The organism is Alkalicoccus urumqiensis (assembly GCF_002993335.1).
In the GTDB taxonomy this organism is placed as follows: domain Bacteria; phylum Bacillota; class Bacilli; order Bacillales; family Salisediminibacteriaceae; genus Alkalicoccus; species Alkalicoccus urumqiensis.
This window is the reverse complement of the sequence record NZ_PVNS01000004.1, coordinates 21,087-44,874: the sequence shown is the minus strand read 5'-3', so window position 1 is coordinate 44,874 and position 23,788 is coordinate 21,087. Positions and strand designations below refer to the sequence as shown.

17 protein-coding genes and 1 riboswitch are annotated in these 23,788 nt (G+C 52.0%); of the genes, 10 read left to right on the top strand and 7 right to left on the bottom strand.

Annotated elements, in window-relative coordinates; all coding sequences use genetic code 11:
* The first annotated feature begins 24 nt into the window (after positions 1-24).
* The gene (locus C6I21_RS04915) at positions 25-2,484 is read left to right on the top strand and encodes a diguanylate cyclase domain-containing protein (RefSeq protein ID WP_105958339.1); all 2,460 of its coding nucleotides are present in this window, start codon (positions 25-27) and stop codon (positions 2,482-2,484) included.
* A 57-nt stretch (positions 2,485-2,541) separates the two neighbouring features.
* Here the strand turns inward: C6I21_RS04915 and C6I21_RS04910 are convergent, their stop codons facing one another.
* Positions 2,542-4,227, bottom strand: coding sequence for a glycoside hydrolase family 13 protein (locus tag C6I21_RS04910; RefSeq protein ID WP_105958338.1), 1,686 nt, complete (start codon positions 4,225-4,227; stop codon positions 2,542-2,544).
* Between the two features lie 245 nt (positions 4,228-4,472).
* Between C6I21_RS04910 and C6I21_RS04905 the strand changes: the two genes are divergently transcribed.
* The 3 genes from C6I21_RS04905 to C6I21_RS04895 are packed head-to-tail and all read left to right on the top strand — an operon-like array spanning position 4,473 to position 9,037.
* Positions 4,473-5,456: a DoxX family membrane protein gene (locus C6I21_RS04905; RefSeq protein WP_181186104.1), complete on the top strand. Its 984-nt coding sequence runs from the start codon at positions 4,473-4,475 to the stop codon at positions 5,454-5,456.
* A gap of 52 nt (positions 5,457-5,508) precedes the next feature.
* On the top strand, positions 5,509-7,227 hold the full coding sequence (locus tag C6I21_RS04900) for an ABC transporter ATP-binding protein (RefSeq protein WP_105958336.1): 1,719 nt from the start codon (positions 5,509-5,511) through the stop codon (positions 7,225-7,227).
* Positions 7,220-9,037 carry an ABC transporter ATP-binding protein gene (locus C6I21_RS04895; RefSeq protein ID WP_105958335.1) on the top strand — a complete coding sequence of 606 codons (1,818 nt, stop codon included), beginning with the start codon at positions 7,220-7,222 and terminating at the stop codon, positions 9,035-9,037. The genes C6I21_RS04900 and C6I21_RS04895 overlap by 8 nt, the downstream gene beginning before the upstream one ends.
* Positions 9,038-9,136: 99 nt before the next feature.
* On the opposite strand, the gene C6I21_RS04890 is transcribed toward C6I21_RS04895, so the two are convergent.
* Entirely contained in the window at positions 9,137-10,573 is a 1,437-nt protein-coding gene (locus C6I21_RS04890) for an MDR family MFS transporter (protein ID WP_105958334.1), read from the bottom strand.
* A gap of 193 nt (positions 10,574-10,766) precedes the next feature.
* On the opposite strand from C6I21_RS04890, the gene ade reads away from it, so the two are divergent.
* Positions 10,767-12,494, top strand: a complete 1,728-nt coding sequence (ade, locus tag C6I21_RS04885; protein WP_105958333.1) for an adenine deaminase — start codon at positions 10,767-10,769, stop codon at positions 12,492-12,494.
* 160 nt (positions 12,495-12,654) lie between these two features.
* Entirely contained in the window at positions 12,655-13,659 is a 1,005-nt protein-coding gene (locus tag C6I21_RS04880) for a ThiF family adenylyltransferase (protein ID WP_342587717.1), read from the top strand.
* On the opposite strand, the gene thiE is transcribed toward C6I21_RS04880, so the two are convergent.
* The 3 genes from thiE to thiM are packed head-to-tail and all read right to left on the bottom strand — an operon-like array spanning position 13,644 to position 15,918.
* Entirely contained in the window at positions 13,644-14,303 is a 660-nt protein-coding gene (thiE, locus tag C6I21_RS04875; RefSeq protein ID WP_105958332.1) for a thiamine phosphate synthase, read from the bottom strand. The two genes, C6I21_RS04880 and thiE, sit on opposite strands and share 16 nt — an antisense overlap.
* A complete protein-coding gene (gene thiD / locus C6I21_RS04870) occupies positions 14,285-15,118 on the bottom strand; it encodes a bifunctional hydroxymethylpyrimidine kinase/phosphomethylpyrimidine kinase (RefSeq protein ID WP_105958331.1) in 834 nt (277 codons plus the stop codon). The genes thiE and thiD overlap by 19 nt, the downstream gene beginning before the upstream one ends.
* Positions 15,118-15,918 (bottom strand): hydroxyethylthiazole kinase, encoded by an 801-nt coding sequence (gene thiM / locus C6I21_RS04865; protein ID WP_105958330.1) that lies wholly within the window; start codon positions 15,916-15,918, stop codon positions 15,118-15,120. The genes thiD and thiM overlap by 1 nt, the downstream gene beginning before the upstream one ends.
* Before the next feature lie 82 nt (positions 15,919-16,000).
* A riboswitch (TPP riboswitch) is annotated at positions 16,001-16,100 on the bottom strand.
* A 114-nt stretch (positions 16,101-16,214) separates the two neighbouring features.
* Here thiM and C6I21_RS04860 point away from each other — a divergent pair.
* A complete protein-coding gene (locus C6I21_RS04860) occupies positions 16,215-17,306 on the top strand; it encodes a nitric oxide synthase oxygenase (RefSeq protein ID WP_105958329.1) in 1,092 nt (363 codons plus the stop codon).
* A 40-nt stretch (positions 17,307-17,346) separates the two neighbouring features.
* Here the strand turns inward: C6I21_RS04860 and recQ are convergent, their stop codons facing one another.
* The gene (gene recQ, locus C6I21_RS04855) at positions 17,347-19,428 is read right to left on the bottom strand and encodes a DNA helicase RecQ (protein ID WP_105958328.1); all 2,082 of its coding nucleotides are present in this window, start codon (positions 19,426-19,428) and stop codon (positions 17,347-17,349) included.
* A 70-nt stretch (positions 19,429-19,498) separates the two neighbouring features.
* Complete coding sequence (locus C6I21_RS04850; RefSeq protein ID WP_105958327.1) at positions 19,499-20,812, bottom strand: acetamidase/formamidase family protein; 1,314 nt, start codon at positions 20,810-20,812, stop codon at positions 19,499-19,501.
* A gap of 192 nt (positions 20,813-21,004) precedes the next feature.
* Between C6I21_RS04850 and C6I21_RS04845 the strand changes: the two genes are divergently transcribed.
* The 3 genes from C6I21_RS04845 (at position 21,005) to C6I21_RS04835 (ending at position 23,725) form a co-directional block, all read left to right on the top strand.
* Positions 21,005-21,619: an alpha/beta hydrolase gene (locus C6I21_RS04845; protein WP_105958326.1), complete on the top strand. Its 615-nt coding sequence runs from the start codon at positions 21,005-21,007 to the stop codon at positions 21,617-21,619.
* On the top strand, positions 21,619-22,227 hold the full coding sequence (locus C6I21_RS04840) for a flavin reductase family protein (protein WP_105958325.1): 609 nt from the start codon (positions 21,619-21,621) through the stop codon (positions 22,225-22,227). Before C6I21_RS04845 ends, C6I21_RS04840 begins: the two co-directional genes overlap by 1 nt.
* A gap of 151 nt (positions 22,228-22,378) precedes the next feature.
* Positions 22,379-23,725 carry a sensor domain-containing diguanylate cyclase gene (locus C6I21_RS04835; RefSeq protein WP_105958324.1) on the top strand — a complete coding sequence of 449 codons (1,347 nt, stop codon included), beginning with the start codon at positions 22,379-22,381 and terminating at the stop codon, positions 23,723-23,725.
* Positions 23,726-23,788: the final 63 nt, after the last annotated feature.

The window sequence follows — 23,788 nt, the reverse complement described above, 5'->3', positions numbered from 1 at the left end:
AAACGGCTGGAAGGGGGAAGGCACATGAAGGAGCAGGACTACCGGGAAATCGTGTGTGGACTGCCTGTCGCCTACGCCTATCAGAAGATGCTTTTTCACAATGGGCGGGCAGTGGATTATCTGCTTCTGGATGTAAATGAAAAAATGGCGTCTATGATCGGCAGAAAAGAAGATGATATCGTCGGTCAGCGGATGCAGGATGTTCTCGATACCGGCAGCCAGCATTACGGATGGGTAAAAGAATACGAAAAAATTATAAAAAAAGGTATTCCTGCCTCGTTTGAGCGTTATTCTGTCCCTTTCAGAAAATGGTTCAGAGTACAGGTGACACCGCATGACGAGGCAGCCTTTTCGGTCGTTTTTGTGGATGTAACAAAAGAAAAGAAACAGATTGAATCACTGGATACATTTTTTACAGGTAATTTAGGTCTTTTGTCGCGCATGGATAAGCGGAGCCGTATCCTCGAAGTAAACCCGGAATGGACTGCAGTCAGCGGTTATGAAGAGCACGAGCTGATCGGCAGGCCGATGGTGACACTGCTCCACCCGGATGATAAAAAGGAAACGCTTAAGAAATTTTTGAATGTGAGTCAGGGGCGTCCGGTGCGCAGCCATGTAGCGCGTCTTCGGACCAGATCCGGCAGTTACCGGTACATTGAATGGCATGCATACGAAAATGACGGCAGCATTTATACAACGTCACATGACATTACAGACCGCTGGCGAAAAGAGTACGAAATCCACCGGCGGGAGGCCCTTCTGGAAAATTTAACAGATCAGGTGCCGGGAGGCATCTATCAGCTTCGTATTGATGCAGAGGAAACGTTCTCGTTCCCGCACTATTCCGCAGAGTTTCTCGAGATTTTTCATGTGAAAGAAGAAGAGATGCTGGAAGACGCAATGCATATTTTTGACAAAATCCATCCCGAAGATTATGAGCACACGATGGCTTCCATTTTCCTCTCTAAAAAAAGAGGAGCGATCTGGAAACTGGAGTTCCGTCTCGAATTGGAAGGCGGTCATGAACGATGGGTGCGCGGGCGCTCCAAACCGACGTTTTTTGAAGATGGGAGCGTTGTTTGGCACGGCCATGTGGCAGATGTTACGGAGGAAAAAAGGCAGGAGATGCTGCTGAAAGACAGCGAAGAGCGGATGCGCCGCCTGTTTTCTCAGGTGCCGGGAATGCTCTATCAGTTCGATGTGCACGAGAATGGTACATATGAGTTTTCTGTGACATCAAAAGGCATTTGGGACTTGATCGAAGTGACACCGTGGGAAGCCTACTATCAGGTCGAAAAAGTTTTCAACCGGATTCATCCGGACGATAAAGAACGTGTCATGACGACTGTGCAGGCCTGCGCGGAAAAGGAGCTTGTCTGGGCGGAGGATTACCGTGTGATTCATCCGGTGAAAGGAATGCGCTGGGTGCGGGGAAATGCGAATCCGAAGCGGATCGGGAAAGGGACCGTCCGGTTTTACGGATACATTTACGATATTACTGAGCTCCGTGAAAAAGAAGAAGCGCTGCACGCCCGGGAGGAACTGCTGTCAGAGCTCACCTCAAGAGTGCCGGGGATGATCTATCAGCTGTTCAGCCCGGCAGCCGGGGAGTACCGGTTCACGGCTGCTGCAGGGGGAATATCAGATATACTGGAATCAGATGTGAAAGCGGGAGAGATTACGGAAGTCGATGTGATGTCCCTCATCTATGAAGAAGACAGACAGCACATGCTTGAGGCAATGGAGAAGTCCCGTCATGAGCTGTCACAGTTTGATGAAATCTTCCGAATTACGCTTCCAGGATCCGGAAGAAAGAAATGGGTCCGTGCGACGTCCACACCGGAACGAATTTCCGGCGGCACACGATGGAGCGGCTACTTGAATGATGTGGACGAGCAGAAGCAGAATGAAATGGCGCTGATGGAGAGTGAGCAGCGCTACCGGGAACTGGCTGAAAAAATGGAGGAGATGGCCTACCATGATCCATTGACCGGCCTGCCGAACCGCAGGCTTTTGTTCGACCGGCTGGACCAGCAGATGCTGCAGTGCCAGCGGACCGGCAAAAAGCTCGGCCTTCTGTTTATCGATCTCGACAACTTTAAGCGGATTAACGACCGGCACGGACATGATACCGGAGACAGTCTTCTCGTGCATGTTGCCGCCCACCTCAAGCAGGCGGTGCGCCGCACAGATACCGTTGCAAGGATGGCCGGCGATGAATTCCTTGTCGTGTTTACCAATCTGGAAGAAGAGGCCCAGCTGAAGGCAGCCGTTGCCAATCTGATGAATGTGTTCCAGAGCTTTACCGATGCGGACGGGAGCCGGATTCACGTTGCTGCATCTGTCGGAGCGGTGCTTTATCCGGATCACGGCTCGAATGTCGAAGAGCTGTTAAGCCGGGCGGATAAGGCGATGTATAACATTAAACGCCGGGAGAAAAACAACTTCACGATCTATGAGCCGGGCATGGAATTCAGCGAATGAAACGTCGATATGAAAAACAGGCAGTCCGGATACCCGGGCTGCCTGTTCTTTACGTGTTTATTCAGCTTCGTCAACCAGAAGGTAGACACGTGCTTCAAACGGCCTCAGAGGAATCTCCTCTGTGTCCTCATGGGAAGCGGTGTCCTCGTAATTGTAAAGTACGAGCGCATCGCTTTGTACCGCAGGAACGTCCTCCCCGGCTGTCCAGACTGCAGGCTTGTTCGTCAGATTCGTAATGACGACAGCACTCCGCCCTTCCAGTTCACGGATATAGGAAAATACCTGTGGGTCTTCTTCCATCAGAAGATCATAGCTGCCGTAGACGAACAGCGGCTCCAGGCGGCGCAGTTGAATCATCTGCTTATAGAAGGAGAGAATCGACCAGTCATCCTGACGCTGTGCTTCCACGTTGATCTTCTTATGATTCGGGTTGACTTTAAGCCATGGGGAACCGGTCGAGAAACCGGCATTTTGTGAATCATCCCACTGCATCGGAGTCCGGCTGTTGTCCCGGGAGCTGACAGCAAGGTTGTCGAGTGCTTCCTGCTCTTTCCCGAGCGCTTCTTTCTCTGCATACAGATTTTTTGCAGCGACATCATCGTACTCCGTGATCGAGTCAAAGTAAATATTCGTCATGCCGATTTCCTGGCCTTGATAAATGTACGGCGTTCCGCGCATAAGAAAATACATGGCACCTAGTGCTGTGGCACTTTCGCGCCAGTATTCTTCATCGTTGCCCCATGTGGAGACGACGCGGGCTTTGTCGTGATTTTCAATAAACAAGGCATTCCATCCGTCTGCCTCAAGCCCTTTCTGCCAGCGGCTGAGTGTCCGTTTGAGCTCCACGATATCAAGCCCTTCGTCACCGCCGTCCTGATCCCACAGGTCCAGATGCTCAAATTGAAACACCATGTCCATTTTGCCGGTTTCACCGACCCATTGATGGGCTTCATCGACGGAGACGCCGTTCGCTTCACCAACGGTCATGGCATGTGGGTATTTGCTGTATGTTTTCTCTTTAAATGCCTGTAAAAAGGAGTGGATGCCCTCCTGATTCATGTGCATATCGAAGGAGGAAACATACGGGAGCTCTTCCGGGTTTGGCATATCAGGGTACCCGTCCCGCTTCTTGATGTGGCTGATCGCATCGATTCGGAAGCCGTCAACCCCTTTATCCAGCCACCAGTTGACCATATCGAACAGCGCATCCTGAACTTCGGGATTTTCCCAGTTCAAATCCGGCTGCCGGCGGCTGAACACGTGAAGGTAATACTGATCCGTCTGTTCATCATATTCCCAGGCTGAGCCGCCGAATATGCTTTCCCAGTTATTCGGTTCTGCTCCATTTTTTCCATCACGCCAGATATACCAGTCCCGCTTTGGGTTCTCCCGGCTGGACCGGGATTCGATAAACCAGGGATGTTCGTCGGATGTGTGATTCAATACGAGGTCGATAATCAGCTTCAGGCCGCGGTCGTGGCACTCTTTTAAAAGCTGATCAAAGTCGTCCATCGTACCGAAGTCCTCCAGTATATCCTGATAATCAGAAATGTCGTAGCCGTTATCATCGAGCGGAGATTTGTACATCGGGCAGATCCAGATAAAGTCAATGCCCAGCTCCTGAAAGTAATCAAGCCGGCTGATCAATCCTTGCAGATCGCCGAACCCATCGCCGTTACTATCCTGAAAACTGCGCGGATACACTTGATAGCCGACAGCTTCTTTCCACCAAACCTTTTCCATTGTCAGTCACCTCATTTATACGATGTGTGCTTCATTCATGCAATTTTGTGCAAGCGGTTTAACAAACCGAAAAAGAAAAAGAGCCGCAGGCTCACTACTCCTTATGATAACGAATTCACAAGTGAAATACAATGCTTGCACAAAAAAAGTCACGTGTTTCAGACACAGCTCAAAAGGGAAAAATGCAGTATCCAAAAATTAGAAGTAACCTACATAATACGAAGCACGCAAAAGGAGGAAATGTTATGAAATGGCTGTTGTTTTTCGTCATCTGGCTCGTTCCGGCCGGCGCTTTCGCTCACGTGAAATGGTTTACGGATGAATCACCGGAGAAGGCAGCGATCGATGATATTATGGATACCCCTTTTTTTATTACTGCATTTATCGCTGCGCTTGCCGTCGGAAGTCTCCCGAAGCTGATCTCCATCATGAGACCGCTTCCCTGGCTGGAGCGGAGTGAAGAATATATGGAAGGGTGGCGGAATTACACGTTCCGCATTCTTCAGTATGGAACGGCGGCAGCGTTTATCATTCAACAGTTTCAGGGTGGACTGTTCGCACCGGAATTAATGGAACTGAACGGGCTGCTTTCCGCTGTCGTCTGGGTAATGATTGCGCTTTTTCTCATACCTAACCGGTGGTTCGTCCGGGCGGGAGCCCTGCTGTTAACTGCGCTTTACGGCCTTTCTGTCTGGGAATACGGCTGGCTTCACATGCTCGATTATGTATTTTACCTCGGGATTGCCTATGTCTTTTTCGTGTATTATACACGGGCTGTGCTGTGGAAAGTGCCCGTCCTGTATGTGCTGACCGGTTTTTCTCTCTGCTGGGTTGCTGCGGAGAAATGGGTGTTTCCGGTGATGTCCCGGGACGTCATTATTGACCACAATATCTTTACGTTCGGTTTTCCGCCGGATACGTTTGCAATGCTGACCGGCTTTGTTGAATTTACCGTCGGCTATCTGCTCATTGTCGGACTGCTGAGCCGGTTTCTGGGGCTTATATTGACGCTCATTTTTCTCTCTACGACAATTTTGTTCGGCTGGCTGGAGCTGATCGGACATTTTCCGATTCACATTATTCTGCTCACGTTTATTCTGGAAGGAACATCGTTTTACCGGCTTCCGGTTTCCCTTCATGATACGGTGAAAGGAAAAATGGCGTCGGTGATGATTCATTTTCTCTTTGCGCTCGCTGTCGTGCTGCTTCTCTATTATCGGGCAGCGTGACGTGGTAAGCTGAGAAGAGACAGGAAAGTACACGAAAGCAGGGTAAACGATTATGGAAATGATCTGGTCTTACTTAAAAAAGTATAAAATTGCTGTTGCAGCAGCGCTTCTGCTGACGCTCCTGGAGCTTGGTGTGGAGCTGGTGCAGCCGCTGTTAATTGCACGCATTATTGATGATGGTATTCTTCAGGAGGATCTTGGCACCGTACTTTTCTGGGGAGGCTGGCTTCTCGTTTTCTCTCTGGCTGCGTTTGCTGCCGGGATTATCAATTCGTTTTATGCAGCCCACGCCAGTATGTCCACCGGCCACGATCTACGGAGTGCCGTTTTTCGAAAAGTACAGACGCTTGCAGCGGGGAGTTTTCAGCGTTTTGCGGTTTCGTCGCTGTTAACGAGGGTGACGAATGATGTCATTCAAATACAAAACACCATTTTTATGAGTCTGCGCATTATGCTGCGGGCGCCGCTTCTTGTGGCGGGTTCTGTCATTATGGCTTTTTTCGTTCAGTGGCAGCTCGCGCTCATCTTATTTACAACGGTTCCGCTGTTAAGCATCGTCCTGATTATCATTGTCCGTCGGGCGGCGGGGATGTTCTCACGCGTTCAGCAGGCAGTCGATCAAGTGAATCATACGGCGGAGGAAAACTTAACAGCAGTCCGTCTCGTGAAAACATTCGTGCGGAGAAAGCACGAATCGAAAAAGTTTCATTCTGCTGCGGGGCAGCTGCAGGATAGAACCGTCCGGACGATGCGGATGGTGGAAATTACGATGCCGCTCATCCTTCTTGTGATGAATGGAAGTATTATGGCGGTTCTCTGGTTCGGCACGGCAGGCGTTACCGGTGGTGCCATGAGCGTCGGTGAAGTAGTTGCAGTGATTAACTACGTGACAAGAATGACCGGAGCGCTCTCCATTTTCTCTATGATTATTATTATCTTTTCCCGGGCGAAAGCATCGGCCGCGCGGATCAGCAGTGTGCTGGAGGAAGAAAGTACGGAACTTCCGCGCGGATCCGGAAGGCAGAATGATATTCCTGGAGAGGTCGTTTTCCGGGATGTGACGTTTACGTATCCCGAAATGCCGGAGCCCGTTCTTTCCCGCGTTTCCTTTTCTGTGTCTCCGGGATCCAGGACCGCGGTGCTCGGAGCGGCCGGATCCGGGAAAACGACACTCATCCAGATGATACCGAAGCTGCTTCTCCCGGATGAGGGGGAGGTCGTGATTGACGGAGTACCTGCTTCAGAGTGGAAGACTGAAAGCCTCCGTGCTGCCATCGGATACGTACCGCAGGAAGCGGTGCTGTTTTCCGGCACGATTGCGGACAATCTGCGCTGGGGCAGGGAAGATGCGTCCGAAGAGGAAATGGTCCAGGCATTAAAGGACGCGCAGATCTACGGAGCGGTGCAGGAGCTTCCGGACGGGCTGTATACGCGTGTCGGTCAGCGCGGAATTAATCTATCCGGCGGGCAGAAACAGCGGATCTCCATTGCCCGGGCGCTGATACGAGATCCATCGATTCTGCTTTTAGATGACAGCACGAGTGCGCTGGATACGCATACCGAAAAGAAGCTGCTTGATGTGATCGAGTCCAGACAGTGTACCGTCCTCATGATCACGCAGAAACTCGCTTCTGCCGAAACGGCAGATCAGATTGTACTTCTCGAGGACGGAATGGTGGAAGCGGCAGGTACAGATGATGAACTGGCCCGCTCATCCAGACTGTACCGCGCAGTGAAAGAGTCACAGGAAGGCGGCGGTATGTATGCGTAACAGTCTGAAAGAACCGTTTCAGTATCCAAAAATCGACACAGAACCGCCGGAGCAGGCGAAGCGGCGGGCAGATGACTGGAAGGGCACGCTCCGCCGGCTCGGAGCCTATCTGCTCGTCCATAAAAAGAAACTTGTACTGACGTTGCTGATGGTGGCACTGAGTTCATCGATGGCGCTTCTCGGTCCACTCATCGTCGGTTTATCGATCGATGAACTGCTGGTGAACGAAAATACCGGCATTCTTCTTCCAGCGCTTGCAGGCCTTGCCGCCGTATATGTGCTGCATTCCGTTTCAGTCTACCTCCAGCATTACTGGATGCTCGGAGCGGCACAGAAAACCATCTACACGCTCAGGACCGATTTTTTCGATCATCTTCAGCTGCTGCCGGTCGGCTTTTTTGATAAGCGGCGCCACGGTGAACTGATGAGCCGGATGACAAATGATATGGACAACATCAGCAACACGCTGAACACATCGGTCATCCAGCTTGGACAGAGCCTGCTTACGCTCGGCGGCGTCCTGGTCGTCATGCTCTATTTGAGCCCGATGCTGACCGCCGTAACGCTGTTTATCGTACCCGCGATGTATTTCGGCATGAAGTGGATCACCCGGCGGACCGGGCCATTGTTTAAAGCGCAGCAGAGCCGCCTTGGTGACATGACCGGCTACACACAGGAAACATTGAACGGCCAGCAGCTCATCCAGGCATACTCGCAGGAGGAGCGGGTGATGGCGTCCTTTAACGACTACAGCCGCTCCTACAGGCTCGCAGCATTCTGGGCGCAGACAATTTCCGGCTTTATCCCAAAGCTCATGAATATGCTTAACAACGCCGGGTTTGCCGTGATCGCCGGTGTCGGCGGAATCCTCGCGCTGCAGGGCTACATCACCGTCGGCGTCATCGTCATTTTTGCGGAATATGCCCGGCAGTTCACCCGGCCGCTCAATGACCTGGCAAACCAGTTTAACGTCCTTCTGTCCGCCATCGCAGGTGCCGAGCGCGTTTTCACGATGATGGATGAACCGAAAGAGGAGACCCGTGCCTCAAAACGGATGAAACGACCGGTGCGCGGTGCTGTTTCGTTTGAACATGTTACGTTTGCCTACGAACAGGAAACGATCATAGACGATGTCACATTCCGTGCAGAGCCTGGAGAGATGATCGCTTTTGCCGGACCGACCGGCGCCGGAAAAACGACGCTGATCAGTCTTCTGGCACGGTTTTACGAGCCGGCTTCCGGCAGCATTCTTCTGGACGGAGAGCCGATCTCCGGTTACGGGATGGAGGAGCTCCGGGGAGAGATGGCCTTTGTCCTTCAGGATTCGTATTTATTTGCCGGCTCCATCCGTGAAAACATCCGGTATGGAAGACTGGATGCTTCGGATGAAGAAGTGGAGGCCGCTGCAGAAGCGGCGGATGCCGGCCGCTTTATCCGCAGGCTGCCGGATGGATACGAAACGAAGCTCGGCTCCGGAGGTTCCGGTATCAGCCAGGGGCAGAAGCAGCTTCTTTCAATCGCGAGAGCGCTTCTTGCGGATCCGGCTGTTCTCGTCCTGGATGAAGCAACGAGCAGTATTGATACGATTACCGAACTGCACATCCAGCGGGCTCTGAAGCGGCTGATGAAGGGGAGAACGAGCATCGTGATCGCCCACCGTCTGAACACGATCCGGCGCGCGGATACGATCGTCGTCCTGGAAGAGGGGCGTGTCGTTGAACAGGGAAGCCACGATGAGCTGATACAGCAGTCAGGCTCCTATCAGGCGATGATCCAGAGCCAGCAGGAAGGGAAAGCAGAAATGGCGTAATGATAAAAACACAAAAAACCGAACGATCCTGAGACGCTGAGCAGCGCTTCAACAGATCGTTCGGTTTTTTCGTTTCGCAGAGAGATGGAGCAGTACTTGTTATGCCCTTTTTCTGCTGGATGCCTGTTCCCGCTCATCCCACTCCTCATCCGTCATCGGTGTCGTCTCCTTCAGGAAGAAAGCGAGGATAAGACCGGCGAATGTTAATACGCCCATAACGAACATGGCAGTATTCATACCGATGATGTCCGGTGTGCGCGTGGCGGTTTCCAATTCGACGTTCTGCGCTGTCGTCGTCATCACGGTAACGAGGAGCGCTGTCCCGACGGAAGCGGCGATCTGACGCATCGTATTGTTCATCGCGGAACCGTGCGGAATGAGTTTTCGCGGAAGTTCGTTCAGTGCCGACGTTGTCACCGGCATCATGACCATGGCAAAGCCGAACATCCGGAGCGCAAACATCACGGCGAGTACTGTAAGCGCCGTCATGCTGTCTACGATCAGAAATGCGAACGTACTGATCGTCATAATGGTCAAACCGGTAAAAGCAAGTTTTCGCGCGCCGATTTTATCAAAAATATAGCCGGTCAGCGGCGACATCAGCCCCGAAATCATAGCACCGGGAAGCAGAACAAGCCCCGCCTCAAACGCCGAGAAACTCCGCATTTCCTGCATGTAAAGCGGAATCAGCGTTTCCATACCGATCAGCCCAAGGAAGCCGATCATCCCGATAATCGTCGCAATGGTAAACGTCCGCAGTTTAAATACACGAAACTCCAGCATCGGATGGTGAAGAGACAGCTGCCGGCGGATAAATACGAACAGGATGACGGCGCTGACGGCGAGTGTGCCGAGCGTAACGGCATTCAGCCAGCCATTGTTACCGGCGCTGGTGAAGCCGTAAAGAAGCCCGCCGAAACCGAGCGAAGACAATGTGATGGAAATTGGATCAACGGTCGGATTTTTACGTTCGGTCACGTTTTCCAATACGAACCAGGCGACAAGAGCCAGGACGGCGATAAGCGGAAGCACGAGCCAGAAAACGTAGCGCCAGGCGGATACTTCAATAATCCATCCGGAAATCGACGGACCGAGCGCCGGGGCGAACGAGATAGTCAAACCGACAAAGCCCATCACAGTTCCCCGCTTTTCTACTGGGAAAATAAGTAGAAAGACGGTCTGCATCAGCGGGATCATAATACCCGCTCCCGCGGATTGAATCACACGCCCGGCAATCAGTGATGAAAAATCCCATGAAGCAGCGCAGAGAAGCGTACCGATCGTAAAAGTACCGATGGCACTTAAAAACAACTGCCGTGTTGTGAATTTTTCGATTAAAAATGCACTGATCGGTATCATAATACCGTTTACGAGCATAAATACAGTTGTCAGCCACTGGGCCGTGTTTGCAGTAACGTTCATTTCCTGCATGATCGGCGGCAGCGCCGTAATCATCAGCGTTTGGTTTAAAATCGTGATAAACGTACCGGCCAGAAGGATCCCGGCCATGACGACATTTCTTGGTATTTTCGGCATACCCTTTCCTCCTATAGTAAGACAAGCCAAAAAGATGCTGGATAATTTCTTTCGGTTCCCTCATTAATATACACGTTTTTCAGTGTATCACGAAACCGAGTTCGCTCCCAGTAGAAAAAAAGAACCTATTCTCCGCCGTAGACGTCAGACCTCTAAATACGTATAATATAGAGCAAAGAAAAGAGGTGCTGACATGAACGAACTGACACGCAGAATCCGGATTGCTGCAGGGGAGGAGAAAGCGCCCCTTGTGCTGAAAGGCGCCCGGATCGTAAATGTATTTACAAAAGAAGTGGAAACAGGAGATATTGCTATAGCAGACGGCCGGATTGCCGGCATCGGTCAGTTCTCCGGCGTTGAAGAGATCGATGCTTCCGGAAAGACAGCGGTGCCTGGATTCATCGACGGTCATGTTCATATTGAATCATCAATGGTTTCTCCGAGCCGGTTTTCCGATGTGGTGGTGCCGCACGGCGTAACGTCGATCGTGACCGATCCACACGAAATAGCTAATGTCAGCGGCACAGAAGGCATCCGTTACATGCTGGACGATTCAGAAGACGTTCCGCTGCATGCCTATTTTATGCTGCCGTCCTGTGTGCCGGCGACTCCATTTGAAAACAGCGGATCGATACTGACGTCCCAAGATCTGCTGCCGTTTTACGACCATCCCCGGGTCATTGGACTTGCAGAGGTCATGGATTATCCGTCTGTAGCAGGCGCTTCGCCGGACATGACAAAAAAGCTTGCGGATGCGGAAGAAGCGGGTAAAAATATCGACGGTCACGCTGCCGGTTTTACAAAGGAACAGCTGATGATTTACCGGGCTGCCGGGATTACGACTGATCATGAGTGTACGACAGCGGAACAGGCACTGGAGCGGGTGCAGAGCGGTATGTATGTCATTATCCGCGAAGGTTCTGCTGCAAAGGATCTGCGGAGCGTCCTGCCTGCCGTATCAGAGAAAAACGCAAGGCGGTTTCTTTTCTGCACAGATGACAAGCATCTGGATGAACTGATGGAGCAGGGAAGCATCGATGACAGCATCCGCATAGCTGTAGAAGAGGGTCTCGATGCGGTGACAGCCATTCAAATGGCGACGCTGAACGCAGCAGAATGTTTCGGGCTGAAACAAAAAGGAGCCGTTGCACCGGGGTATGATGCAGATATTGTCCTGCTGGACGACTTGGAATCCCTTCAGGTCACGGACGTATTTACATCAGGTGAGCATACAGCCTCCAACGGAAAAATGATCCACGGACCTTCCAGTCAAAAACCGCTTCCGGCGTCCCTTTCCCGGACGGTAAATCTTGAGGAATTGAGCCGGGATACATTTCATGTCGATAGTGAAGGAACGAAAGAAGCGCTGACGATCGACTATATACCGAACAGCATCGTGACAGAGAAATCGGTGCTTCAGCTTCCGGAGAAGAACCGTCTGCTGCTTCCTTCGAAAGAGCTGGACGTCATGAAGCTTGCTGTATTGGAAAGACATCATCAGACAGGAAATGTCGGACGGGGATTTATCCGCGGACTGACATTTGAGACAGGTGCCTTTGCCCTTACCGTCGCCCACGATTCTCATAACATCGTTACGGCCGGTTTTGAAGATGAAGACATGAAAATCGCCGCAGAACGTGTCAAAGAAATGCAGGGGGGACTCGTCCTCGTCAAGCACGGGAAAGTACTTGCGGATCTTCCGCTCGATATCAGCGGACTCATGTCGAGCGCGCCTGCCGGTGAAGCCGTGGAAGGTCTGCTTTCAGTCGAGAGAGGCTTCCAGAACCTCGGATTCAAAGGCGGATTTAATCCAATTTCAGCACTTTCCTTCATGTGCCTGCCGGTGATTCCGCTGTTGAAGCTGACGGATATGGGCTACTTTGACAGCAGCCGTGGAGAACATGTTTCTGTAAAACCGTAATTGCTTTTCTAAAGAGCAGGGAGTAGAAATGGAGCTTCCAGCATCTGATGATAAAAGCTTCCGATGACATCATTACATCGGAAGCTTTTATTATTAACGTGCGGCCTTGTGCTCTGGTATACTACGGACAGACGATACGCGTGCGGGGAGGAAGCAGCTGATGGAACGATATTCAAGACAAATCCGCTTCTCCGGTATTCAGAAAAGCGGACAGGAAACGATTCAAAAGGCAGATGTACTCATTATCGGTGCCGGCGCGCTCGGAAGTGCGGCGGCAGAAACGCTTGTCCGCGCAGGTGCGGGGAGCGTAACGATCGTGGACCGGGACTATGTAGAATCCTCCAATCTGCAGCGCCAGCAGCTTTATACGGAAAAGGACGCTGCAGATGGCGTACCGAAAGCAGCAGCGGCTGCACTCCGGCTGAAGGAAATTAACAGCAGTGTGGAGGTGACGGGACTGGTGGAAGAAATCACTCCGGCTTCGGAATCCTTATTTCAGGGAAGAGATGTCATTATCGACGCACTGGATAATTTTGAAACACGACTCGTCATCAACGATTTTGCCTGCCGGTTCAACATCCCATGGATATATGCAGCCGTCGTTTCCTCCTATGGAATGAGCTTTACCATTCTCCCTGGAGAGACACCATGTCTGCGCTGCCTTCTGCCGGTTCTGCCGCAGGGAGGAGAAACATGTGATACAGCAGGAGTCATCGCTCCAGCAGTTCAGATGGTATCAGCAGTTCAGTCGACCGAAGCGCTGAAGCTTTTAAGTGGAAACAATGAAGCACTCAGAAAGACATTTCTGCATATGGACATCTGGCACGGAACGCAGCAGGAGATCGGTGTCGGCAGAATGCGCAGGCTGGACTGTCCGTCATGCGGCAGCACCCCGGAGTATCCGGCGCTCAAGCACGAATCAGTCACGAAAACAGCAGTTCTCTGCGGGAGGGATACGGTCCAGGTGCGGCCGGCAGGGCAGGTTGTGTTTAATGAAATTCTGGAGCGTTTGTCGCCGTTTGCTCCAAAGGCCAACAACCATCTCCTGCAGGTCACGCTGGAAGGAAAGAAGGTCGTCGTATTCCGCGACGGCCGCGCGCTTATTCATGAAACGAGCGATAAGGTGCAGGCGCTGTCCCTCTATCAGCGCTACATTGTCAGCTGATCCCAGGTGTGTAAAAGTGCCCGAGCTTCTGCTTCAGGCGAATCAGCCCGGCTGATTGCGGAAATAATCGATACACCATCTGCACCTGCCTGTTGAATCGAAGGCAGGTGCGCTTTGGTGATGCCTCCGATCGCCGTAATTGGCAGGTGGATGCCCTCCTGTCTCATCATTCGGATCCGCTCCGGGCCGACAGCCTCTTTGGCGTCTGCTTTCGATGATGTCTGAAACATCGGCCCGACGCCGATATAGTCGGCGCCGTCTGATGCGGCCCGTCCGGCTTCAGAAAGTGTATAGGCAGAGACGCCTAAAAGCATCGGTCCGATTTTGCTGCGCACGATGGATGCCGCCTCATCCTCCTGACCGATATGAAGACCGTCGGCTTCTGAAGCAAGTGCCAGCTCCACATCATCATTGATGAAGAAAGGAACGTTATGATGGTGGCAGATACGTTTCAGTATCAGTGCCATCTCTACTTTCTCTTTATCAGTCTGCAGACTGCCGGCGCCTTTTTCACGGAACTGAAAACAGGTAATACCACCGCGGCAGGCTGCTTCAACGATTGAGGGGAGCGCTTCTGCACCGGTATCCTGCGTACCGGCAATAAAGTAAACCTTCATCATTTCATTTACATTCCATGTGTCCATGGCTCCACCTCCAGTTCCACGTCTTCGGCTGTCCGCCAGGCGCTGTGCTTTACAGGACCGGGTCCCTGCCCGACAGCTTCCGCCTTTAGAAGCGCCGCATGGAGAAAACGACGTGCGTCACAGACAGCATCTTTCATCGGCTTTCCGGAGGCAACGCCGGCAGTAACAGCGGCTGCGTAAGTGCATCCCGTTCCGTGGGTGTGTTCCGTTTCCACTCTCGGCGAACGGATGAATAAGGTTTGGGAGCTGTCCTGATAAATGTCGGTCATGATATTCGTAGAGGAATCATGCCCGCCTTTTAAAAGCACAGCTTCTGCGCCGGCACTTCGGAGTTCGCTGCAGGCTTTTACTCTGGATTCGAGCGAGTTCAGATCCATGCCGGTGAGTGTTTCTGCTTCCGGTAGGTTCGGCGTTATCAGTGCAGCGTGGGGAAGCAGGTACTCCATAATGGCTTTTTCTGCATCCTGCTCCAGCAGGTGATGCCCCGAAGTGGAAATCATAACAGGATCAACGATAAAAGGGGGTGCTCCGGGGGCTTTTGCATATTCTGCGGCAAGCTCAATCCGGTCCGCATCGAAAAGCATGCCTGTTTTCACGGCATCGGGTACCATGTCGCTGAAAATGGATGTGAGCTGGGATTCCACCGCTCCTGCCGGAATAGGATAGACACCCTGCACGCCGAGAGAATTTTGAGCGGTTACAGCGGTAATGACCGACATGCCGAAAACATTCATTTCCTGGAACGTTTTCAGGTCCGCCTGAATTCCGGCTCCGCCGCCGGAATCAGAACCTGCTATGGTGAGTGCTTTTTTCATTAGTATGACGCCTCCTCTACCGTAATTCTGCTTTCTCCGACTGCCTCATCCGGCAGCTGCTGAAGCATGTCTAAAAAGCGCTGCTGAAACGAACCAGGACCGGAAAACGGCTGAGTGCGCTCCGCTTCTTTTGCACAGGCGCTGTAATACGCGCACGCTGCAGCTGCCTGAGCTGCATTTTCGCCATCTGCTGAGATAAATGCAGCGATACACGACGTAAGCAGGCAGCCGGTTCCGGTCACGTCGGTAAGAGCGGGCGTGCCGCCATGAACGTGGTAAAGGACACTGCCATCCGATACTTGATCGATTCTGCCGGTTACACAGACGACCGTTTTCAGGCTGCGCGCTGCTTCAGCTGCGGAAATTTCTCTTCCTTCGCTGCCGTCGACACCTTTAACGTCTGTGTCTTCAGAAAGCAGGCTGCTGATTTCGCCGGCGTTGCCCCGGATCAGTGCAATATCGAGCTCCCGGAGCAGCCGGTGCGTCACCTCAGTGCGGTAGGTCGTTGCCCCGGCGCCGACAGGATCCAGGATAACAGGAGTGCCGGCTTTGTTCGCCGCCCTCCCGGCAGTCAGCATAACCTCCACCTGAGGAGCCGTCAGCGTACCGATGTTTAAAACCAGCGCATCAGCTGCTGAAGCCAGCTCTTCCGCTTCTTCTGCTGCATACCCCATGACAGGACTGGCTCCGAGAGCATAGAGGCCGTTTGCTGTAAAGTTGGTCACGACGACGTTTGTAATGTTATAAATGAGCGGCTTCCGGCTGCGGAGACGCTCCACCTGCTGTTTGACTGTTGCCATTTTTCATTCCTCCTCTGAATGTATAGGTAATCATTCGTATCAAAAAAAGCCGCTCCTGCTTTGAGGGCAGGAAGCGGCTGAAAAAACTCCGGCTCCACTTCCCTCCGCTGGTATCACCCAGATCAGGTTCAAAGGGATCAGGCCACCGCCTGTCTCAGCATTACGCACCCCTAGTGGTTCAAATCGATATAATGTTCAATAGTTCGTCATTCTTCACCAGTCTAACACATACCTGGAACCGCCTGCATCTGCTAAGCTGAAAAGACACAAGTATACATAATGAAGGAGGCAGAAAAATGGGTACGCTGCCACTCGTAGAAAAAGCCGGCCACTTTTTAAAAACGGCAGGAGTCACTGATAAAAGGTATATGGTGCGGATGGCGGAGATCCAGCAGGAGATTCAGGAAACCGGCACGTATACACATACGAAAGCAGAACTGGAGGAAGGAGCTCGACTTGCCTGGAGAAACGCCGGCCGCTGTATCGGACGGCTCTTCTGGGATACCCTGACGGTCGTGGACCGCAGGCATGCAGCAACAGCAGAAGAAGTACTGGAAGAAGCAGTCGAGCATCTTCATGAAGCCGATCAGCAGGGGAAAATACAGCCGAGAATAACGATCTTTCCACCGGAACAGCCGGACGGCACGGTTCCGTTCCGATTTCTTAACCATCAGCTGATCCGCTACGCCGGCTGGGAAACGGCGGGAGACCCGGCATCACGAAAACTGACAAAAGAAGCAGAAATGCTCGGATGGAAAAAAGAGCCGGGCCCGTTTGTGCCGCTTCCGCTGATCGTGGAAGAAGCCGGAGGCAGGAGGATCTTCCGTGAACTGAACCCCGGGCTAGATTTTCACGAGGTTTCCCTCCGCCATCCGGAGGAACCTGCTTTTCAAGAGCTTGGACTGAAGTGGTACCGCCTTCCTGTAATTTCGGATATGATTCTGGAAATCGGCGGCATAAGGTATCCGGCTGCCCCGTTTAACGGCTGGTACATGGGAACGGAAATCGGAGCGAGAAACTTTGCAGATTCATTCCGGTACGACAAACTGAAAGCCTGTGCGGACGTGTTCTCGCTAAATACAAAAAGCACTCCGTCCCTTTGGAAGGACAGAGCGCTGGTGGAGCTGAACAGAGCGGTGCTCTATTCATTTTTAGAAGACGGCGTTTCGATCGTCGACCATCATACAGCCGCAGCCCAGTTCGATTTGTTCGAGAAGCAGGAGAGAAAAGCCGGGCGGCAGGTAACCGGAGACTGGAGCTGGCTGATTCCTCCTGTCTCGCCGGCAGCAGTTTCTATTTTCCACAAACAGTATGAAGATCTGCCCGCTTCTCCTGCGTTTCTATATCCGGACAGCGTGCAGGGGTGCCCGGTATTTTCATCATTCTGAAAAGGGCTTTCCATTTTACCACAGCTGCAGAAAATCCGGTCTAGACACGGACATAGTCGTTGGCAACGAGCTGGATAGTAAAATAGGAAATGGATTCATCCACGGTTTCTTTTATCGCTTTCAGTCCGTTGTCGAGACCGATGCGGTCGATCGCTTCTGCGACTTCTTCGATTTCCCCGGGATCCGTCAATTCTTCCAGGTCGATCTCCCAGCCTTCGTCCAGCGCTTCAAGAAGATGCTGCAGCACAGTCGTTTCTTTTAAGCCCCGCTCCGAGCAGATATCCTCAACGGTGCGGCCGTCCTGATACATAGATGCTGTCTGAACGAAGCTTTTCACTTTCGACGCTGACTCCGTAATCGAAAATTCATGAATCTTTTTTAAGAAGGCTTCGCCATGGGCATCCCACTTACTCTGGCCGACTCCCCGGACCTGAAGCATTTCTTCTTGTGTCCGCGGCATTTCTCTGCACATATCCTGAAGGGTTTTATCCGAAAATACCATATACGGTGCAACGCCGTGTTCTTTGGCAAGCTCCCGGCGTAATGTCCGGAGCTCCTGAAATAATGGATCTTCCACCGGCTGCGCAGCGGGCGAGGTGCGCACGGTTTTCCGCTCGACGCGCGTCTCTCCTTTTAACACCGGAATGACTGCCTCTCCGAGCTTCAGCACCGGATAGGCACCTCCGCTTAAATAAAGATACTGGGAGGCCGCCAGAAAATCGATCAGCTGGGCACAGTCCTTCTGCGTTTTTCCTTTCATGAGCCCGTAAGTGGTAAGCCGGTGAAAGCCAAGGTCACGGAGCTTTTGATTGGACGAGCCGGTGAGGACCTGCACGACCATCGTTTTGCCGAAGCGCTCGCCCATTCTCCGGATACAGGAAAACACCATCTGTGCTTCCTTCGTGATATCTTCAAGGGAGCGGTCATCGACACATGTGGAGCACCTGCCGCACGGCTGATCGGGATGATCTCCGAAGTAGCGGATCATGTAATTCTGCAGGCAGTCTTCCGTGTGGCAGTAGTGAAGCATCTGCTGCAGCTTGGAGTATTCCTGCTGCTTGCGCTCGTCGGCCATCTGGGACTGATCGATCAAAAACTGCTGAATCTGAACGTCCTGCGGGGAGAAGAGCAGTATACAGCGGCTCGGCGATCCATCGCGTCCAGCGCGCCCTGCTTCCTGATAATAATTTTCCACCGTCCGGGGCATATTCCGGTGAATAACAAACCGTACGTTGGATTTATTAATTCCCATCCCGAACGCATTCGTTGCAGCGATAACTTTCGTATCGTCATAAACGAAGGATTCCTGCATGCTGCGCCGCTCTTCCTGATCCATTCCGCCGTGGTATCTTCCGCAGGAAACACCGTTTTTTACGAGGTGTCCGTGAATCCGGTCGACTTCTTTTCGTGTTGCGCAGTAAATGATCCCCGAGGCTTCCGGATCCCGGCGGATGTAATCAAGAATATAGGCGTCCCGGTCCACGCCCTTTTCTACGGCAAACGATAAATTTTCACGCGAAAAGCCCGTCTGTACGACGGCGCCGGGATCAATCGAAAGCTCCCGGCAGATATCGCTTGTCACCTGAGGTGTCGCTGTGGCTGTCAGCGCCAGTACGACCGGCGATGACTCCAGTGAGCTGATCAGCTCGGGTATTCTCCGGTAGCTCGGGCGGAAATCGTGTCCCCACTGCGACAGACAGTGGGCTTCATCCACCGCTATCATGGACACGGGCAGACGCTGGAGCATCCGGAGAAAGCTCGGTGCTTCGAGACGTTCCGGTGCAATGTATACGAGCGTTTCCAGACCCATATGAATATTGTCCATCCGCGAGCGTACCTCTTCCTGAGAGAGGCTGCTGTTAATATACGTCGCGGAAATACCTGCCTCTCTCAGCTCATCCACCTGATCCTTCATGAGGGAGATGAGTGGAGAAATGACGAGTGTAACGCCGGACAGAAGAAGCGACGGGATCTGGTAGCACACAGATTTCCCGCCGCCTGTCGGCATGACGCCCATGGAGTTCTGATTGGCAAAAACCCGTTCCAGTACCGCCCGCTGACCCGGACGGAAATCGGGATGTCCGAAATAATACGTAAGATGTTTCTGAGCTTCCTCCAGCATGCCGGCCACCTGACTTTCGTTGTTGAATTCTTTCTCCAGTCTACAACGAAACCCGTTCAGCGGCAATGCTTCATTCGATGGATGACTGGTACTGGCTGCGTGCAAGCTCCAGAAGCCGCTCATTCGGGAACAGCGTTTCCGGAACGAGAAATGTTACTGTGACAACGCCCGGATGTCTGCCGATTTCAATGGAGCCGGTGATCGTCGCACGGTTCATGACTTCCGGTACGGTGACGCCGAGAAACGCTGCAGCCCGCTCCATTCCGTTGGTGGTCGCTGTATTTAAATCAGCCCCTGTTCCGACAAACGAAAGCGGAAGTGATTTTTCCAGTGGGGCTTCCATACCCCAGCTGCTGCGCAGTTCCTCTGCTTCTTTGAGTTCTTTTTGACTGAACGGTTTCGCCAGATACGGCAGATCTTCCGTTACAGGGAGCATCAGCGGGCCTCCGGGGTGTTTCTGCTTGATCACATCCACGCGGAGCGTGACAATGCCTGACACGTCCGTAGTATGTCCGGCGATTTCACCGTCCCCCTGCATCGCATGCATATCGCCGAGGTAAATGCCGCCGCCCGGAACTTTTACCGGACACAGAACCACGGCACCTTCCCGGGCACGATTGATGTCCATATGACCATCCGTGCGGTCTTCCAGCTCTTCTTCGGTAAGTGCGTATTCGTGGGGAGCCCCTAATAGAAACGAACCGAAGTCCCCTGCGTTGTGAGAATCCGGAATCGCGCGTGATGGCGTTGTGCCGAGCTGTCCTAAAAAGGGACGCAGTCTGCCGATCGTTCCTGCAAGGTCGTGCGGCGCGAAAGTGACGACAGGGTTTTGAATGGAATTTTCCGGTGTTGCCATCCATGAACGGCCGTCTTCGGCAATTTTCTCTGCGCGCTCTTTATCCATCGTCACACCGATGGTTTTCTGATCGTTGAAAGCGATGGTATAGGCATTTGTGAACTGGAAAGGCGTCACATCGGCACCACATTTTCTGCAGCGGATGGCTGTCTGGCCGGTGCCTTGAATGTCTGTTTCCGGATGCATCGTGCCGCATTCCGGGCATTGGACTGCAACGAAAGGGTCCCCGAGAAACCGTCCTTCCACCGGGGCATCGTTTCCGGAAGCCGTTGCCATCGAAGTAACACGGAGAGACGTAATATGAACGGCGATCATATCACCGACCTCCGCTCCTTCCACATAGATCGGAGTAGTTACTTCATGTCCGCCTTTTAAAGCAGGCGTAATCATCGGCCCCCAGCATCCCGGCGCTGTATTGGCCACAATGTGACCGCCGTTTTTAACCGGCCCGAGCATCGGCTTCTGCGGGTCGAGGACGCCATCGGTGAATTCATTGACGTACACCGTCTGCTGCGCTTTCTGGTTCATGAGAAAAACCTCCCCTTTTGTAATCGCTTACACATTGTCAGTGTATACAAATAAGAAAGTTGGAACAAGTATAGTGCCTCCGGGCATTTTTTCCACTAAAGATTTAGACGTTTGCAGAAGGAGAAGGGAAGGGGATATACTAGAGGGAGCTTACTTTTTTAAAGTATATAGAATGGAAGGAGCAGATAGGAAATGAACCATATTTATCAGGAACCTAAAAATGGAAACACTACGACACTTCTTCTGCTGCACGGCACCGGCGGGGATGAGAACGACCTTCTTCCGCTCGCAGAAATGATCGATCCGGAAGCGGGAATCCTCAGTGTGCGTGGAAACGTGGATGAGAATGGTATGAACCGTTATTTCCGCAGACTTGCGGAGGGTGTATTCGATGAAGAGGATTTAATTTTTCGGACGAAAGAATTAAACGACTTTCTCGGAGAGGCGGCAGAAAAATACGGATTTGACCGGAATCAGCTCGCAGCTGTCGGCTATTCCAACGGCGCAAATATTGCTGCAAGCTTGCTGTATCACTACGATAAACCGCTCCAGGAAGCGTATTTGTTTCACCCGATGGTGCCGAGAAAAGGGCTGGATCTCCCTGATATGAGCGGCATCCCTGTCTTTATCGGAGCGGGATCAAACGACCCGATCTGCCCGCCGGAAGAGACAAAGGAACTGTTCAGTGATTTGGAGCGTGCCGGTGCATCTGTAGAATTGTACTGGGCGGAAATGGGGCACCAGCTGACGAGAGAGGAAGTTGATCAGGCACACGCGTATTATAAACGCCATCGGGAGAACGGCTGATGGTATCGATCTCTTCAAAAGAACTTGCTAAAAAAGATCATTACCGTCTGTTGACATCGATCGTGACTCCGAGACCGATTGCACTCGTTACCTCAGTTTCAAAAGCAGGTTATGTCAACGCTGCACCGTTCAGCTACTTTTCTGTCATCTCTGCTGATCCTCCTCTCGTATCAATCGCTGTGGGAAGACGGGATGGCAGGAAAAAAGATACGGCAGCAAACATCCTGGAAACCGGTGAATTCGTCATTCACGCAGCTACAAAAGGGAATGTAAAAAAAATGAACGAGACCTCGGCGGAACTTGCACCGGAAGAAAGCGAAATTGACCGGGCAGGGTTCCATCCGCTCGTCTCGTCAGAAGTTTCGGTGCCTTCCCTGAAGGAATCGCCGGTTAAAATGGAATGCCGCCTGGAAAAACACCTTGAGTTTGAGGGGGACGATGGCGCAGTCGATCTTCTTATCGGCCGCATACTCCACTATGAAATTGAGGATAAACTGTATGAAAACGGCAGAGTCGACACAAAGAAAATGAAGCCGGTTGCCCGTCTCGGCGGACGGGAATATGCCGAGCTCGGAAACATTTTTGAACTGCCCCGTCCAGGAGAGTAACGCAGGCGCAGAGCCTTCCTCTGCGCCTGTTTCTTTCCGGAAAGAGATATTTGTATAAAGAATGTATAGGACTTATATACCTTTGTGTGCATTTTTCTGGTTAGAAAGATGTGCATATGGGAAAGGTACTTAGAAGGAAAGGAGGGGTGGTATGCTATCCAGTGAAGATGGCCGGCTGCTGTTTGAGCAGGCTTTTTATTATTCAGCTGTCGGAGTGGCACTTGTGAATACGGAAGGGTACGTACTTATGTCGAATCCAGCACTGCAGCAGATGCTCGGCTATACAAAAGAAGATCTCGAAAAGAATCCGTTCGACGTCTTTTCCCACCCGGAAGATAACAAACATGACCGAGAAAATCTGGAAAGTTTAATCCGCGGTGAAATACACTTTTACCAGATGGAGAAGCGGTATATTAAAAAAAATGGAGCGATTCTCTGGACGCTTCTAAATGTCACAATGGTAAAAGACGAAGCAGGCCTGCCGCAGTATTTTATCGGGCAGATTCAGGATATTACCGAAAGAAAGCAGTACGAGCGGTCGACAATGGAAACGCAGCAGTATCTTGCTAAAATCATCGAGACCGTTCCGGCTGGTATCACCCTTCTTGATGAGGAAGGGAATATCGTTTTTGCAAATAAAATGGCCGAGCAGATATTAGGCATCCATAAATCCGCCCTCGCTTCGATGAAGTATAACGATCCCGGCTTTTCCATCACATCGATCGATGGGAATGCTATTCCGGAAAAAGAGCTTCCGTTCAGCAGGGTCATGGAAACAGAGGAGCCGGTCGAAGATGTCACACATGTGCTGGCCGATGAGCAGGGAGGCCGAAGGATCGTTTCCATCAATGCCGCTCCGCTTACTGATGAACATGGCGGAATCAATGCAGTGCTCTGCGCGATTACGGATTTAACATCGACCGTCCGGACGGAAGAGAAACTCCGCCGAGTCAATAAAAAACTGAAGCGCCTCTCTGAGCGCGACGGTCTTACAGGTGTAGCCAACAGACGGCTGTTTGATGTCCAGCTGCAGAAATACTGGGAAACAGAAGAAGCGTTCAGTCTCATTTTGTTTGATCTGGATTACTTTAAACCGTACAACGATCACTTTGGTCATCAGGCAGGGGACGACGCCTTAAAAATGACGGCGCAGACGCTCGAAAATATTATGCAGTCCAGCGGCACACTGTTCCGGTACGGCGGCGAGGAATTCGCTGTATTAATGAATGGAGTGGAGGAAGAGGGGGCTGCATTAGCAGAGCAGCTTCGAACAGAGCTTCAGCAGCTCTGCATCCCGCATCATCAAGGAGCAGCGGGTCCGTGCCTGACAGCGAGCTTCGGCGTAAGCAGTTCGCTGGATGCTGGCACCATTGATGAACTCGTCGATAATACCGATCAGGCTCTGTACAAAGCAAAAGCGATGGGAAGAAATACAGTGGCTTCCTCCCGCATGTTAAAGAGCGGGGACAGCGGTGCTGTATCAGGCGGAAAAGCATAAAATTAAGAAATCAGCGGAGGCTCCGGGCAGGGCCTCTTTTTCATGTTGAAAATAAGATCCCGC